Annotated in this window: 13 protein-coding genes; 5 read left to right on the forward strand and 8 right to left on the reverse strand. The window is 70.6% G+C overall.

The annotated features are described in order from the left end of the window. Window positions 1–14: 14 nt before the first annotated feature. The 3 genes from F0U47_RS06280 (at window position 15) to F0U47_RS06290 (ending at window position 3084) form a co-directional block, all read left to right on the forward strand. Window positions 15–332, forward strand: coding sequence for a DUF6752 domain-containing protein (locus F0U47_RS06280; protein ID WP_149749489.1), 318 nt, complete (start codon window positions 15–17; stop codon window positions 330–332). 69 nt (window positions 333–401) lie between these two features. Continuing rightward, entirely contained in the window at window positions 402–1511 is a 1110-nt protein-coding gene (locus tag F0U47_RS06285; RefSeq protein ID WP_149749490.1) for a hypothetical protein, read from the forward strand. A 4-nt stretch (window positions 1512–1515) separates the two neighbouring features. Next, window positions 1516–3084, forward strand: a complete 1569-nt coding sequence (locus F0U47_RS06290; RefSeq protein WP_149749491.1) for a class I SAM-dependent methyltransferase — start codon at window positions 1516–1518, stop codon at window positions 3082–3084. 21 nt (window positions 3085–3105) lie between these two features. Here F0U47_RS06290 and F0U47_RS06295 read toward each other — a convergent pair whose 3' ends face one another. The 5 genes from F0U47_RS06295 to F0U47_RS06315 all read right to left on the reverse strand — a co-directional run bounded on the left by F0U47_RS06295 (window position 3106) and on the right by F0U47_RS06315 (window position 9353). Further along, the gene (locus tag F0U47_RS06295) at window positions 3106–4338 is read right to left on the reverse strand and encodes a polysaccharide pyruvyl transferase family protein (protein ID WP_188111200.1); all 1233 of its coding nucleotides are present in this window, start codon (window positions 4336–4338) and stop codon (window positions 3106–3108) included. A 50-nt stretch (window positions 4339–4388) separates the two neighbouring features. Then, window positions 4389–5375 (reverse strand): endonuclease/exonuclease/phosphatase family protein, encoded by a 987-nt coding sequence (locus F0U47_RS06300; RefSeq protein ID WP_188111201.1) that lies wholly within the window; start codon window positions 5373–5375, stop codon window positions 4389–4391. Between the two features lie 211 nt (window positions 5376–5586). Beyond that, on the reverse strand, window positions 5587–6765 hold the full coding sequence (locus F0U47_RS06305) for a hypothetical protein (RefSeq protein WP_149749494.1): 1179 nt from the start codon (window positions 6763–6765) through the stop codon (window positions 5587–5589). Between the two features lie 30 nt (window positions 6766–6795). Further along, window positions 6796–7917, reverse strand: coding sequence for a hypothetical protein (locus F0U47_RS06310; RefSeq protein WP_149749495.1), 1122 nt, complete (start codon window positions 7915–7917; stop codon window positions 6796–6798). Window positions 7918–7976: 59 nt separating this feature from the next. Further along, window positions 7977–9353: a phospholipase D-like domain-containing protein gene (locus F0U47_RS06315; protein WP_149749496.1), complete on the reverse strand. Its 1377-nt coding sequence runs from the start codon at window positions 9351–9353 to the stop codon at window positions 7977–7979. A 200-nt stretch (window positions 9354–9553) separates the two neighbouring features. On the opposite strand from F0U47_RS06315, the gene F0U47_RS06320 reads away from it, so the two are divergent. Continuing rightward, window positions 9554–10663, forward strand: a complete 1110-nt coding sequence (locus F0U47_RS06320; protein ID WP_149749497.1) for an endonuclease/exonuclease/phosphatase family protein — start codon at window positions 9554–9556, stop codon at window positions 10661–10663. Between the two features lie 29 nt (window positions 10664–10692). Here the strand turns inward: F0U47_RS06320 and glf are convergent, their stop codons facing one another. Further along, the gene (glf, locus tag F0U47_RS06325) at window positions 10693–11877 is read right to left on the reverse strand and encodes a UDP-galactopyranose mutase (protein WP_223162678.1); all 1185 of its coding nucleotides are present in this window, start codon (window positions 11875–11877) and stop codon (window positions 10693–10695) included. A 68-nt stretch (window positions 11878–11945) separates the two neighbouring features. Between glf and F0U47_RS06330 the strand changes: the two genes are divergently transcribed. Further along, window positions 11946–13076, forward strand: coding sequence for a phosphatase PAP2 family protein (locus F0U47_RS06330; RefSeq protein ID WP_149749499.1), 1131 nt, complete (start codon window positions 11946–11948; stop codon window positions 13074–13076). On the opposite strand, the gene F0U47_RS06335 is transcribed toward F0U47_RS06330, so the two are convergent. After that, a complete protein-coding gene (locus F0U47_RS06335; RefSeq protein ID WP_149749500.1) occupies window positions 12982–13875 on the reverse strand; it encodes a glycosyltransferase family 2 protein in 894 nt (297 codons plus the stop codon). The two genes, F0U47_RS06330 and F0U47_RS06335, sit on opposite strands and share 95 nt — an antisense overlap. Next, a complete protein-coding gene (locus F0U47_RS06340) occupies window positions 13872–14789 on the reverse strand; it encodes a glycosyltransferase family 2 protein (RefSeq protein ID WP_246159490.1) in 918 nt (305 codons plus the stop codon). The genes F0U47_RS06335 and F0U47_RS06340 overlap by 4 nt, the downstream gene beginning before the upstream one ends. Window positions 14790–14804: the final 15 nt, after the last annotated feature.

Here is a 14804-nt window from a genome sequence, read left to right on the forward strand (position 1 = left end):
TGAGCGAGGTAGCAGTGAGCAAGCGATCCGACGATCCTGGGCAGGGTGACCTCGAGGACCGGCTGAGCGCCATCGAGGACCGCCTGGCGGCCGTCGAGGACGCGCTCGGGTCGTCGTCCCGGCCGGGCCGTCGCGGCCGGTCGCTCCGACGCGGTGGCGGGGCCCTCGAGCAGCGCCTCACCGAGGTCGAGACCGAGCTGCAGGAGAGCCGGCGGCTGAACATGCGGCTGGCGGAGCTGACCGACATCGTCCAGGAGCTGCTCGTCCCGATGGCCCAGCAGGACCAGGAGCTGCTGGAGGAGCGCCTGAAGCGCTACTCCGCGTCCCTGTGAGCCCTGTGACCCGGCGGCGACGAGCGGCACGCACCGACGTACTTGCGAGAGAGTGACACCAGGGACCCCATGGCAACGCACGTCTACTTCCACGTCGGCGCACCCAAGACCGGCACCACCTTCCTGCAGGGGGTGATGCGCCACAACCGCCAGCTCCTCAAGGAGCAGGGAGTCCTCTACCCCGGCTCCTCCGCGCGCGACCACCTGCACGCGTCCCAGGTCGTCCGCGAGGCCACGAAGCACCCGCGCCGCCAGGACCGGCTCGAGGCGTGGGACCGGCTGGCCGACGAGCTGGCGGCGTGGCCCGGCGTCGGGATCATCAGCCACGAGTTCTTCGGGATGGCGACCGAGGAGCAGGCGCAGGCCGCGCTCGAGCGGCTGGCGCCGGCCGAGGTCCACATCGTCCTGACCGCCCGCGACTACGTGCGCCAGTTCGCCGCGGACTGGCAGGAGTCGCTGAAGATGGGGCTCGACCTCCCGCTCGACGACTTCCTGCGTCGCGCCGACCGCAACCGGCTTCCGCGCCCGTGGGGCTGGAACGCCCACGACATCGTCGGGACGCTGGAGCGCTGGGGCTCCACCCTTCCGCCCGAGCAGGTCCACGTGGTGACGGTCCCCCAGGCCGGCGCGCCGCGCGACCTGCTGCTGCGCCGGTTCTGCTCGGTGGTGCAGGTCGACCCCGATTCGCTCGACCTCACCGCCGCGTTCAGCAACCAGTCGCTCGGCGTCGTCCAGGCCGAGCTGCTGCGGCGCCTGAAGGCGCACCTGACCACCCCGCTCGACGAGGCGCCCGAGCGGCACCGCTGGCTGCGCGGCTACTTCGCGCACGAGGTGCTGCTGGCGCAGGGCGGCGATCGGTTCACGCTCCGGCCGGAGCAGGCCGAGGTGCTGGCCGAGCGCGGCCGCGCCGCGATCGACGCCGTCCGGACGGCCGGCTACGACGTCGTCGGGGACCTCGACGAGCTGCTCCCCGCGCCGCACAACCCGGACCTGCGGCACCCGTCGGACGTCACCGACGGCGAGGTGCTGGAGGCCGCCCTGGTCGCGATCGAGCGGATGCTGACCGACGTGCGCTCGCTCAGCCTGCCGCGCGAGCGCAAGCGGCGGCGCGCGGCGAAGCGGGTGGGGCCGCGCGTACGCCGCCGCCTGCGCCGCGCCCTGACCGGCGGGGGCTCCTGACCCCATGTCAGAGACCGCCCCTGCTGCCGAGCTGTCGGCCACCGACCGCGGCATCACGTTCCGCGGCGAGCTCGTCGCGGACCGCACCTACGACATCGTCATCAACGGCCTGCACGTGTGGTCGCTGCAGCCCTCGCGCGACATGCGGGAGCGCCCGGCGGGGTACGTCAGCAGCTGGCCGAAAGCGCTGAAGTCCTACCTCGACGGCACCGCCAAGATCGAGCTGCGTGACCACGTCACCGGCGACGCCCTCGGGTCGACCTCGGTCACCCTGGGTACCGGCACCGACCCGATCTCGGTCCGCAACAAGGACGGCCGACCGCTGATCCTCGACAAGTGGGGCCGGATGATCGTCCCGCTCGAGAGCGAGGGGTCGGAGCAGGTCGACGAGCTCATGCAGCGCGTCTCCGAGCTGCTCGACGTTCTGCAGGACAAGTGCGGGGTGCCGGCCTACATCGCCTACGGCACGCTGCTCGGCGCCGTGCGCAACGGCCGGCTGATCGGCTACGACAACGACGTCGACCTCGCCTACGTCGCGTCCTCCGAGCACCCCGTCGACATCGTGCGCGAGAGCTTCCGGATCCAGCGGATCCTGACCGAGCAGGGTTGGCTGGTGCGGCGCGGCTCCGGCGCCCGTCTGAACGTCCGGGTCGTGATGGCCGACGGGTCCACCCGCCACGTCGACATCTTCACCGCCTTCTGGATCGGCGACACGTTCCACACCGCGGTCGACATCGGCTGCACGCTGGCCCGCGACCAGGTCCTGCCGGTCTCCCACGTCGAGCTGTGCGGCTATCCCATGGCCGCACCGGCCAACCCGGCGGCGATCCTCGAGGCGGCGTACGGCCCGAGCTGGGAGGTGCCCGACCCCGCGTTCCAGTACGACAGCCCGACCTGGCTCAAGCGCCGGTTCAGCGGGTTCTTCGGCGGCCTGATCACCCACCGCAAGCGCTGGGACGCGTTCAACGCGTCCCACGGCAAGCGGCTCCTGAAGAAGCCGACGCCGTTCGCACGCTGGGTCAGCAGCGAGTTCCCCTCGGACGCGCTGCTCGTGGACGTGGGGTGCGGCGGCGGCCGGGACTCCCGCTTCTTCGCGCGGCAGGGGCGCGACGTCCTCGGCGTCGACTACAGCCTCGGCTCCGTCCTGCGGGCGAACCGGTGGGCGGCGCGGCGGGCGCCGAACGCCCACTTCGAGCCGCTCAACTTCTACGACGCCCGGGCCGCACTCGCGATGGGAGCGCGCCTGAGCCGTCAGGACCGGCCGATCGACCTCTACGCACGGTTCTTCCTGCACGCCGTCGAGGACCGCGGCCGGGCGAACTTCTGGCGGATGGCCTCGATGGGCCTGCGCAGCGGCGGTCGGCTGTTCGTGGAGTTCCGCACCGAGCGCGACGCCCGGAACCAGCACGTCTTCGGCAAGCACTTCCGTCGGTACCTCGACCCGGCGCTGGTGAAGGCCGAGATCGAGGCGAACGGCGGCCGGGTGATCCACGAGGAGGCCGGCACCGGTCTGGCGCCGTTCCGCACGGAGGACCCGCACGTCTGCCGGATCGTCGCCACCTGGGCCGACTGAGGGTCGACCCGCGGCTCGCCGTCAGCGGCGGCCGAAGAGGCCCTTCGGCCGGGACGGCGCGGCCGGGGCGACCGGCTCGCTGACCGGTGCCGGCTGCGGCGGGCGCACGCGCGGGTAGAGCGCCTCGGCCTCCTCGAGCTTGGCCTTGTGGAGGCGCCCGGCCTTGAGCCGGTAGTCCGGGTTGCTGGCCGGCTCCGGCAGCTTCTCGAACCCGACCGGCGCGATCGCGAAGCCGGTGCCGAGCTCGGCGAGCGACTGGTGCTTGGTGCGGTAGTAGTCGTCGTCGATCTCGATCGCGATGCCGTCCGCGCCCACGGCAGCCGCGAGCTGGTGGAAGTGGTACCGCGTCGTGATCCAGGTCTGCAGCGGCTGGCCCGGGAAGCCTTCGTGCCAGAGCCGCACGAAGGACATGAAGTTCTCCTCGGGGATCAGGTCCGCGAGCAGGTCGAAGGCGCGGCGGTCACGCTCGCGACCGGGGATCGCCTCGACGTACCGGAGGGTGCGACCTTCGAAGCGCCCGCTCTCGATGAGCGCCCGCACCGCCGCGACGGTGGCCTCGAAGACCTCCGGCTCGGCGAGGTCGCACTGGATGCTGATCCACACGTCGCCGGGCTTGCCGGTCGGGTCGGGGCGCGCGCCGAAGCCACGAAGGGCCGGGAGGGCGAGGAACGCGTCGTTGACGCCGAGCTCGACCCCCGACATCTCGGCGCTGGCGCTGTCGCGCACCGTGGCGTGGTCGCAGGCGGCGAGGTCGTCGCGGATCCGGTCGGGGTCGATCGGCGGCATCAGGCCGAGCCCGGTGGCGACGAACCGGGCGTCGCTGACCTCGGCGAGCCGCCGCGCCGCGCGCACCAGCCGGCCGTGGTGCAGCCAGTTGGCGGTGATGTGGCCGCCTCCGACCATGTGCACGGTCGTCGCCCGACGCGCCTCGAGCAGCCCGAGGTCGAAGGCCGGCGTGCCGAGGTCGCGGACCAGCCCGTCGACGATCTTGTCGCCCTCGTCGGGGTCGGTGTCCATCGTCGCCCAGCTGACCCGCCACAGCAGGTTGGTGAACTTCACCCGCGGGTGCAGCCCCTCGAAGAGGTACGCCGACAGCCCCGGATCGGGAGAGTCCAGGACCACCTCGGTGTCCGGCTGACGGTCGGCCAGGAACCTCAGCCAGGCCGCGGCGATGAACTCGTCACCGAAGTTCGGATGGCCTGCCGTCGACACCAGGTGGACGGTCTTCTTGTCGTTCTCGCTCCCCTGCGACACGTCGGCCAACCTAGCAGGGGCGACGAGCGCCGAGCGGAACGCCCTCGGTGTCAGCAGATGAGCTCGCCGCGCACCCAGCAGCCCGGGGTGGTCACCTTGAAGTCGACGATCAGCGGGCGGTGGTCGGAGTTCATCCCGCGGACGATCCGCTGCCCCATCCCGATGACGCGGCGGGTCGGCTTGTAGTGCACGTAGTCGATCAGCCGCTTGTCGAAGCCGTTGTCGAGCACGTGGGTCCCGGTCCCCGGCTCACCGAGCTTGTAGAAGCTGGACCGGATGCCCCGGGTGCCGAGCGCGGCGTAGGGGAAGATCGGGTCCTGGGCGATCTTGTCCTTGCGGTAGTTGACGTTGAAGTCGCCGGTGACGAACACCAGGCCGCCGCCCTCCTCGGTGCGGATGCGGTCGATGATCTCCTGCAGTCCCGCCATGTGCCGCGCGTAGAGCTGGGTGCGGCGGTGGTTGTCGTTGCGGCTGCCGTCGGACTCCTGGACGGTCGGCACGAAGTGGTTGTTGAGGATCCAGATCGTCCGGCCCGTCGCCTTGTCGAGGAGCCGGAGCCGGACGACGTACTTCGCGTTGATGGTCGACGGGCCCGCCCCGCGGTCACCCACGAAGGTCTCCGGCGCGACCTGGATCCAGTCGCGGCCGAGGAACGTGAACTTGTCGGAGCGCCACAGGATGGGCTGGCCGCCGGGAACAGCCGGGACCGGGATCCATCCGTCCCACGCGCAGCCCTCACAGTCGAGCAGCCGCTTGCGGACCCGCTCCCGCCGCTCCCAGCTCGACATCTCCTGGAGCGCCACGATGTCCGGTCCCTGGGCCAGCAGGTCCTTCACGTCACGGAAGGCCTCGCGCGTCGACGACAACGCCGCCGTGTTGAACGTCGCGATGCGCACCACGCTCGAAGCGGGCTCGGCCGCTGCGGTGGCGCTCTGCGACGGCTGCGCGTCGGCCGTCGTGCTCGGCGCCAGGGCCAGCGTCGCGACGAGCGCGAGCACCCCGAGTCGTGCGAACGGGAGGCGGCGGGGATTCCACACGGGAGATTTCCAATCGATCGGCGTGTCGCTACCGGATCGGCGGCGCGGTACGTGTCAGCATGTGAGTTTCACACCAGTTACTTCGATCACGCAAGCCCTCTGACGTCACAGAGGTCCCTTAGGTGTACGCCGGTGACCCGATCGGGCCAGGGCGCGACCGTCGATCGGAGCGCTGCCGCGGGGGCGGCGAGCGGCCCGGAGCCGGGGTGGCTCAGGCCTGCCGGCGGGCCTTGAGGGCGCGATAGGCGCCCCGCATGCGGCGGAGCGCCGGGCGGTTCTCGCTGGCCTGCACGAGGGCGAACCGCACCGGCTTCTCGCGGGCCGTGGTGACGACGTCGTCGGCCCGCTGCTGGGCGGCACGTCGCTCGTTGAGGACGACCAGCAGGTCCGCGATCGTCGCCACGCTCTCGGCGAGCAGCGTCGCGTCCGACGGCAGGGCGTAGCCCTCGTCGCCCGGCTCGTGCGCCGCTCCCCCGGCAGTCGGCACCAGGTCGGCGAGGTCCCCGACGACGTCGACACCGAGGGCGTCCAGCCGATCGGCGACCGCCCGGGAGGCGTCGGCGGCGAACTCCTGGTCGGCGGCACCGAGCGTCAGCCGGGTGCCCGGACGGGGCTCGAGGACGCGGTGCGCCAGGACGTTCTTGACGACGAGCGGGTAGGGCCCCGGCAGCGGCAGCCGGTCGCCCAGCTCGATGTTGACCCGGCGCAGCAGCTCGGCCTGCTCCGCGCCGAGCGAGGAGTTCGAGCGCTCCAGCTCGGTGTCGAAGGCGGCCGGGTCGACGCCGAGGAGCTGCGCGAAGCGGTCCCAGAGGATCGTCGGGTCCGAGCCCGACGGCGGCACGGTGACGACGTGCACGTGCTCGCGCGGCAGGGTGGCCCCCCACCGCTCGAGGACCGAGGCGTAGTCCTGCACCTGCCAGAACCAGCTGGTGTGGGCGTGGTCGTCCCGCACCCCGCGCACGAAGTCGCCGAAGGTGGCGGCCGACCGGTGCTTGACGTGCTCCTGCCACTCGGCGGCGATCTGGCGGACCAAATCGCGGGCCGTGACGACGACGTGGACCTCGACGCCCTCACCGAACGCCTCCATGGCCCGCCGCGCCTGCTCGGCGTCGGCGCCCGCGAACAGCTCGTGGGAGATCAGCGCGCTGCCGTCCCACGCGCTCGCCTCGGCGACGAGCCGCTCCCACATCCCCTGCGCCTGGGGCGGGTAGTGCGCCTCCTCGGCGAGGCCGCGGACGTCGAGGGTGGCCAGGAAGTGGTCGTTGAACCACTTCCCCGGCAGCAGGAGGCCCTCCTCCTCGGCAGTCGACCGCTGCGCCCAGAGGACGTCCTGGAGGAAGGTGGTCCCGGTCTTCGGGCTGCCGACGTGGAGGAAGACCCGGGACCGCATGCCGCGCACCATAACGAAGACCGCCCCCGCTCAGCCGCGCTGACCGGAAAGCCGACGACGGAGCCGGCCACCGACCCGGCGCGCCGTCGGCACCAGGCCGGGGTCGGGGTCCGGCTCGGGCGCGACCCGCTCGATGAGGAGCTCCGCGATCGCGGCGACCGCGGAAGCGGTCTCGGCCTCGGGGTCGACGGCGTCGGGATCGGTCCACGGCCCGGCCCCGGCGACCGGCACCAGCTCGGCGAGATCCCCGTGCACCTGGTAGCCGCGGCGGGTGATCCGACCGTTCTGCCGGGTGGCGACGGCCGCGAGCTGCTCGATCAGCTCCGGCGGGCACTGCGCGGGAGGGGACGACTGGCCGGCCAGGATGGTCTGCGCGAACAGCCGCTTGACCACCTTGCTGTAGGCGGGCTGCGGGATGCGGCCGTCGAGCGTCTCGTTGAGCCGGCGCAGGACGGCGACCTGCACTGCCCCCAGCGTCTGGTTGGCGGTGGTCTCCACGGTCGTCGGGTCCAACGCCGAGGCGTCGAAGCCGGCCGCGTCCCCGAACCGACGCCACAGCAGGTCGGGCGCTGCGCCCGGCGGCGGGCCGACGACGACGTGGACGTTCTCGGGCGGCAGGTCGCGACCCCAGCGGTCCAGGACCCCGACCAGGTGCTGGTTGCGCCAGAAGCCGTTGTGCCGCTCCAGGCCGACGTTCGCGCAGAACTCCCGGAACGTCACCACGTTGCCGTTCTTGACCCGCTCCTGCCAGTCGGAGGCCACCTGGCGGGCGAGGTCACGCGCGGTCACGACCAGGTGCACGTCGAGCCCCTCGAGCGCGGCGAGCGCGACCTCGACCTGCTCGCGCCGGGCCGCGCCGAGCAGCTCGTGGCTCATGATCGTCGTGCCCGGATAGGCGCGCGCGCCGTCGCACAGGCGCTGCCAGGTTCCGTCGATGTCCTCCGGGGACTTCCCCCAGAACGCGTGGGACTCCCGCAGCTCGATCGCGGCGTGGAACATCTCGACGTGCCGCCTCCCGGCGCACGTGACGCCCAGCGCGTCGAGCTCCTCGCGATGCCGCCAGAGCGCGCGCTGGAGGAACGTCGTACCGCTCTTCGGAGTGCCGACGTGCAGCACGACCCGTTGGGGCTGAGGGGATCCGGAGATGCTCATTTCTGGGCGAACTCTAGTATCCGGGCCCGCACCCGGCGCACGCCGCTCCGGGTTCGGACTCAGCGGCCGTAGACGTCGTAGGGCAGACGCCGTGAGTGGTCCCTCATGGTCTTCCAGTTGCGGAGGTAGGCCTCGTACGCCGACCGCAGGCCGATGTTGAGGGTCGTCTCGTCACTGCGGGTGAGCGAGCCGGCGACCCAGTTCTGCGACCCGGTCCACACCCGGTGGGCGCGCCGGCTCGAGCCGACGGTGCCCTTCACCAGGATGTACTTGGCGTGCGTGCGGACCTCGTTCCAGCCGTCGTCGTTGAAGTCCCAACGGCTGTCCCAGAGGTCGATCACGTCCCGGCGGGCGAGGTTGCGCATGCGCTCCGCGAGCCCGACCGACGGGGCGCCGTAGATGATCCGCACCTTGCAGCCGTGACGAGCGAGGCGCTCGACCTTGTCGAGGAGGTAGGCGCCGCGCCGGCCCTTCCAGTAGAACATCGAGATGTTGATGCGGGTCTTGCCGAACGCGCTGCGGCACCGGATCTTGCGCAGGTCATGCATCGTCGGGTCGGTGCGCCTGCTGGCGTTGCGCATCGGGAAGAACCGGGCGACGAACGGGCCCGCGCTCACCTGGACCTTGCTCGCCGGCGCCCGGACGTCGTCGGTCATCAGCCGGTGCACGGCCTTGAAACCTCGGTAGAGCTTCTTCCGGCCCTTGACGACGTACATGTCGTTCCACCCGAGCTGGGTGCCGCCGCGGTTGAGGTTCGACGAGCTCACCATCACGATGTGGTGGGCGCTCCGGGTGTTGGTGAACAGGTAGAACTTGCTGTGCATGTTGCCGCCCTTGCCGCGGCAGCTGCCGTTGCAGACCTTGACGTAGCTCCCGTCCCGCCCCCATGTCACCGAGTCGCGCCGCGGCGCCTGCACGCTGCGCAGCGCCTCGCGGGTGGTGAACACGTCGAGCGCGGTGTCGTCGGCGTCTGCACCAGGGACCGTTCGGAGACCTCCGCTGTCGGCCCGCAGCCGGCGGTTGCACTTGCCGGCGCGCGGGTCCCGGTCCGGCCGGCCGTCACGGTTGCGGTCGGGCACGTTGTCGGCGTTGAGCGCCGTGATCAGTCGCCGGGAGTTCCAGTTGTCGATGTCCTCGTCGAGGATCACCCGGACCTGGACGCCGCGCCGGCAGGCCTTGATCAACGCGTTCACGCTCGTGCTCCGGTCGAGGAGGTACGTCGTGACGTGGATGACCGGGTGCGGGTGCCGACGCGTGCGGACGGTGTTGCGGATCGCGTGCTCGACCTTCTTCACGATCCGGTTGTTGGCCGCCTTGTCGCCCCACGGCTTGGGCATGTTGAACACGGCCCCGCCGCGGGGTCCCATGGCCGAGGCGGGGACGAGCAGGACCGAGATCGACAGAACGGTTGCGAGCAGCAGCGATACGCGGCGCACGGATCTCCCCGGGCTAGACGGCAGGTGCGGGTTCGCGGAACCCCGTTCGCGGAGCAGGATAACCCTTTACTTTGGGACTGATGGGGTCCGTGGGACCGGGCGCGCCGTACTGCGAGGGAACTCCACCGTAGCCTCCCGGGTCGAGTAAGGTTGATCACCACACCGCGAGCGGCGGTGTCACGGGAGGGAAGCCGGAAGCAGTGGGCAAGCACGAACAACCGCGTCGCGCACGCCTGCTGCCCGTCCTCGGCATCATCGTGCTGGTGGCCGCCCTGCTGGCGGTGGCGCGCTTCGCCATGGCCGACAACCAGACCGGCGCCACCGACGTCACCCGGCCCGACCTCCCCAGCGTGTCCTCGTCCGACACCGCGACCGACCCGAGCAGCACGCCGCCGGCGCCGGACAAGAAGGACGACAAGAAGAAGAAGCCGGACAAGGGCAAGAAGGACGACAAGAAGGACGACAAGCGGTCCCGCGACCTGCGCAACAAGGTCCAGCTGGCCGCCGACGGGCTGGCTGCTGACCCCGCCTCCTTCCGGATCGCCAGCTTCAACGTCCTCGGCTTCTCGCACACCAAGCCCGGTGGCAACAAGTGCTGCCGCTGGGCCGGCGGCATCTCGCGGATGGGCTGGGCGATGCAGCTGATCCGCGGCAACGACATCAGCGTGATCGGGCTCCAGGAGTACGAGAAGGAGCAGCACAACACGCTCACCAACATCACCGGCGGCGGCTGGGGCGTCTACCCGGGCATGCAGATCGGCAAGAAGGGCGTCCGCAACTCGATCGCATGGAACAACGGCGTCTGGTCGCTCGTCGAGGCGCACACGATCCCGATCCCCTACTTCCACGGCAACCTTGTGCCGATGCCCTACGTGCTCCTGAAGCACCAGGACACCGGCCGCCTCGCCTGGTTCATCAACATCCACAATCCGGCGAGCGTCCGCGGCCCCGCCCAGCACTGGCGCGACGTCGCGACCGCCAAGGAGATCGCGCTGATGAACGATCTCCAGGAGCCCGAGAGCCCCAACGAGCTCGGGATCCCCACCTTCCTGATGGGCGACTTCAACGAGAAGGCCGAGGCGTTCTGCCGGGTCACCGCGGGCGCCAACGCCCAGGCGGCCAACGGCGGCACCAGGTCCCCGTGCCGGCTGCCCTCCAACCACGGCATCGACTGGATCTTCGGCTCGACGCCCGGCGTGACGTTCTCCAACTACGTCCGCATGGACGGTGGGCTCGTCAACCGGATCTCCGACCACCCGATGATCTACAGCGACGTCACCCTCACCGGCGAAGCCCCCTTCGTCGACTAGGACCTGCAGCGCCGTACGGCGCTGGTGCGTCAGTCGGTGTCGGGGTCGACGCCGCCGCTGGCGAAGGGGGCGCCCTCGGCGAAGTGCGGCTTGATCTTGTTGTCGTACATCGACAGGGCGGAGCCGATCGCCATGTGCATGTCGAGGTACTTGTAGGTGCCGAGGCGGCCGCCGAAGAGAACCATCGGCTCCTTCTTGGCGAGGTCGCGGTACTTCAGCAGCTTCTCGCGGTCCTCGGCGGTGTTGACCGGGTAGTACGGCTCGTCGTCCTCCTCGGCGAAGCGGCTGTACTCGTGGACCACGACCGACTTGCCGGGCAGGTAGGTGCGCTCGGGGTGGAGGTGCTTGAACTCGAGGACCCGGGTGTAGGGGACGTCCGCGTCGTTGGCGTTGATGACCCCGGTGCCCTGGTAGTCGTCGACGTCGACGACCTCGGCCTCGAGGTCGACGGTGCGCCAGGAGAGGCGGCCCTCGGAGTTGTTGAAGTACTCGTCGACGGGGCCGGTGTAGACGATCGGGACCTTGCCCTTGAACTCGTCGGCGACGTCGAAGAAGTCGGTCTCGAGCCGGACCTCGATGTTCGGGTGGTCGGCCATCCGCTCCAGCCACGCGGTGTAGCCGTCGACCGGGAGGCCCTCGTACTTGTCGTTGAAGTAACGGTTGTCGAAGTTGTAGCGGACCGGGAGGCGCGTGATGATGTCCGCGCTCAGCTCCTTGGGGTCGGTCTGCCACTGCTTGGCGGTGTAGCCCTTGATGAACGCCTCGTAGAGCGGGCGCCCGATCAGGCTGATCGCCTTCTCCTCGAGGTTCTTGGCGTCCTTGGTGTCGATCTCGCTGGCCTGCTCGGCGATGAGCGCACGCGCCTCGTCGGGGGTGTGGCTCTTGCCGAAGAACGTGTTGATCAACGCCAGGTTCATCGGCAGGGAGTAGACCTGCCCCTGGTACTTGCCGAACACCCGGTGCTGGTAGTTCGTGAACTTGGTGAACCGGTTGACGTACTCCCACACCCGCTCGTTGGAGGTGTGGAACAGGTGGGTGCCGTACTTGTGCACCTCGATGCCCGTCTCGGGCTCGAACTCGCTGTAGGCGTTGCCGCCGAGGTGGTAGCGCCGCTCCAGCACCAGCACCTTGAGGTCGAGCTCTGTGGCGCAGCGCTCAGCAATGGTGAGTCCGAAGAATCCGGAGCCGACGACGAGCAGATCAGGAGTAGACACGATCGCCGATCCTAGCGCGGGCGCCGGGGGTCCCGAATTCGCTGGCGTTGTCGAATTATCCTGTCTCCGTGAACAACCGGTACGCCGGCGCCCTCAACGCAGCGCGCCAGTTCTGGCTCGCCTGGGCGATCGGCGCGGCCATGGCCGCCGTCATGCTCATTCTGGCCCTGGCCGAGGACCTCCCCATCCGCGATCCGGACGACGACATCCTGCCGAGCTACATCCGGATGCCGCTGATCGTGTTCGGCACGATCCTGGTCGACATCCTCCCGAGGATGGCCCACCGCGCACACGTGCGGTCGGCGTGGTCGCCCCGGGCTCTCGGCGGGCTGTGGCGCGAGGTGGTCGCGGAGCGGTGGCCCGCGTCGCACTGGTGGTTCGCGATCAACGGCGTGATCGCGTGGTACCTGACGTACGCGACGTTCCGCAACATCAAGAGCATGGCGCCGTTCGTCAACGGCGCCGACTGGGACCCGACGATGGCCGACATCGACCGGTTCCTGTTCGTCGGGCACGACCCGGCTGCGGTGCTGCATGCGTGGTTCGGGACCGGCCTGATGGCGCACCTGATGTCAGCGGTGTACGTCGTGTGGATCGTGCTCATCCCGACCTCGATCGCGATCGCGCTGGTGTGGACGCGCCACACCAGCGCCGGGTCCTGGTACGTCACGGCGGTCGCCGTCGACTGGTGCCTCGGCGCGCTGCTCTACCTGCTGCTGCCGTCACTCGGCCCGATCTACGCCCAGCCGGGCCAGTTCGCGGACCTGCCGCACACGTTCAACACCACGCTGCAGGAGGGCCTGTGGACCGACCGGACCGCCGTGATGGCCGATCCGTGGGCCGCCGACACCCTGCAGACGGTCGCCGCGTTCGCGTCGCTCCACGTCGGCATCATGATGACGATCTGCCTGATCGCGAGGCTCGTCGGCATCCCCCGGTGGGCCCAGCTGACGGCGTGGGTCTTCCTGGGGCTGACCGTGGTGGCGACGGTCTACCTCGGCTGGCACTACGCGGTCGACGTGGTCGGCGGGCTGGCGCTGGGCGCGTTCGCGGTGTGGGTGGCCGGCATCGCGACCGGCAACCGGGACGGCTGGCGGGTCCGGCTCAGGTCGGGCTCGGCGGACTCGTCATCCCCCGCGCATCCCGAAGAGCTCGTGTCACGTTCCGCGCCTCGGCCCGACCACCCCGCAGCGGACTGAGCAGCACCACCACGAGAGCGATCAGCCACGGCTTGAGCCGGACCGCGACGTTGCCGCCGTACCGGAAGTGCACCGCGAACAGGTTGCGGTACATGAAGTAGCCCTTCCAGCCGGCCAGGTCGTGCTGCTGGTCGAAGTCGAGCTGCCGCACGAGGACGGCGTCGCGCACGGCGAGGATCCGGAAGCCGGCGCGACGCGCGCGGATCGCGTAGTCGCAGTCGTCGTAGAAGATGAAGAAGCTCGCGTCCGGGAGGCCGACGGCGTCGACCACTCCGCGCCGGATCATGAAGCCCTCGAAGGCGACGTTCTCCAGCTCGACGGTCTCCGGCATCGCCGCGCGATCCGGGTAGCTGGTGACGATGCTGCCGGTCTTCGGCTTGATCACCCACGGGTGGTCGAGGTCGAACCTGGTCGCGGCGTACTCCGCCAGCCTGCCCTGCGGGTCCTCGCGCACGGCCATCAGGCAGTCCTCGTCGTACGACAGCAGCACGCCGAGGCAGTCCGGCGCCGGGACGACGTCGTCGTCCATCAGCCAGATCCGGTCGTAGCCCGCGTCGTGGGCCGTCTTCACGCCCAGCCGGAAGCCGCCCGCGCCGCCGAGGTTCTCGTCGGAGACGATCGGCACCAGGCCCGGCAGGGTCGCCTGCGCGATCACCTCGGGCGTCCGGTCGGTGCTGGCGTTGTCGACGACGAAGACCGCGTCGGGCGCCGGGTCGAGGCGCGACAGGCCCGCCAGCATCCCCTCCAGCAGTTCGGCCCGGTTGTAGGTCACGACGACGATCGCCACGGACTCCGTCATGGGAGGTACCTCTCGTGGCCGGAGAAGTCGCCACGGAGACCGGCGTACGCCGCCCGTGCGCTCATCACGATCCGCCCCGGCTGCGGCTTGGTCAGCAGGTAGAACCAGACGGTCTTGAGCCAGAAGAGCAGCACGTGCGGCCAGCCGCGGTAGACCCGGAGGTTGAGCGTGTTGTTGCGGGCCATGCAGTAGTGCTTGAGGTCGCTCGGCGTGTGGTTGTACGTCGTGCGCCCGAACATCATCGGCGTGCCGAGGTCGCCGACGGACGGGTGCCGGACCGCGGCGTCGACGACGGTCGCGATGCGGGCGCCGGCCGCCTCGGCGCGCAGGCGGTACTCGTGGTCGTCGCCCCAGATGAAGAACTCCGCCCGGGGGTAGCCGATCCGCTCGACGAGGTCACGGGTGACGAGCACGCCGTTGAACGGGATGACGATGCCGGTGAGCCGGCCATCGGTCGCAGCAGCCCGGGCGGAGGCGACGTCGTGGACGACGCGGGTGCCGCCGGGGAGCCGGATCGGGAACACCAGCCGGTCGGGGTCGCCCTCGTCGACGACGAGCGGCCCCCAGAAGTCGAGGCGCTGTCCTGAGCCTGTCGGAGGGCTGGTCTCCGCCAGGAGGCGGTCGAGGCAGTCGGGGTCGGGGAGCCCGTCGTCGTCCATCAGCCAGACCAGGTCGGCGTCGTGCTCCTCGATCGCGGCGCGCAGGCCCACGTGGAAGCCGCCGGCGCCGCCGCGGTTGCGGTCGAGCGTGCGGTGCTCCACGCCGGCGCCCTGCAGCCACTCCCCCGTGCCGTCGGTCGAGGCGTTGTCGACGACGAGGACCGTGTCGAGGCGCGCGACCTGCCGGAGGCGGGCGACGAGCGGTTGCAGGAGGTGCAGGCGGTTGTAGGTCACCACCACCGCCGCGATCCGCACGGCGGCAACCCTACG

This window comes from Nocardioides antri (assembly GCF_008373765.1).
Classification (GTDB): domain Bacteria; phylum Actinomycetota; class Actinomycetes; order Propionibacteriales; family Nocardioidaceae; genus Nocardioides; species Nocardioides antri.

Excerpts from the sequence above, each read along its gene's own strand:
- F0U47_RS06290 (WP_149749491.1), top strand. The coding sequence starts at position 1,516 with ATGTCAGAGACCGCCCCTGCTGCCGAGCTGTCGGCCACCGACCGCGGC.
- F0U47_RS06310 (WP_149749495.1), bottom strand. The coding sequence starts at position 7,917 with ATGAGCATCTCCGGATCCCCTCAGCCCCAACGGGTCGTGCTGCACGTC.
- F0U47_RS06305 (WP_149749494.1), bottom strand. The coding sequence starts at position 6,765 with ATGCGGTCCCGGGTCTTCCTCCACGTCGGCAGCCCGAAGACCGGGACC.
- F0U47_RS06335 (WP_149749500.1), bottom strand. The coding sequence starts at position 13,875 with ATGACGGAGTCCGTGGCGATCGTCGTCGTGACCTACAACCGGGCCGAA.
- F0U47_RS06285 (WP_149749490.1), top strand. The coding sequence starts at position 402 with ATGGCAACGCACGTCTACTTCCACGTCGGCGCACCCAAGACCGGCACC.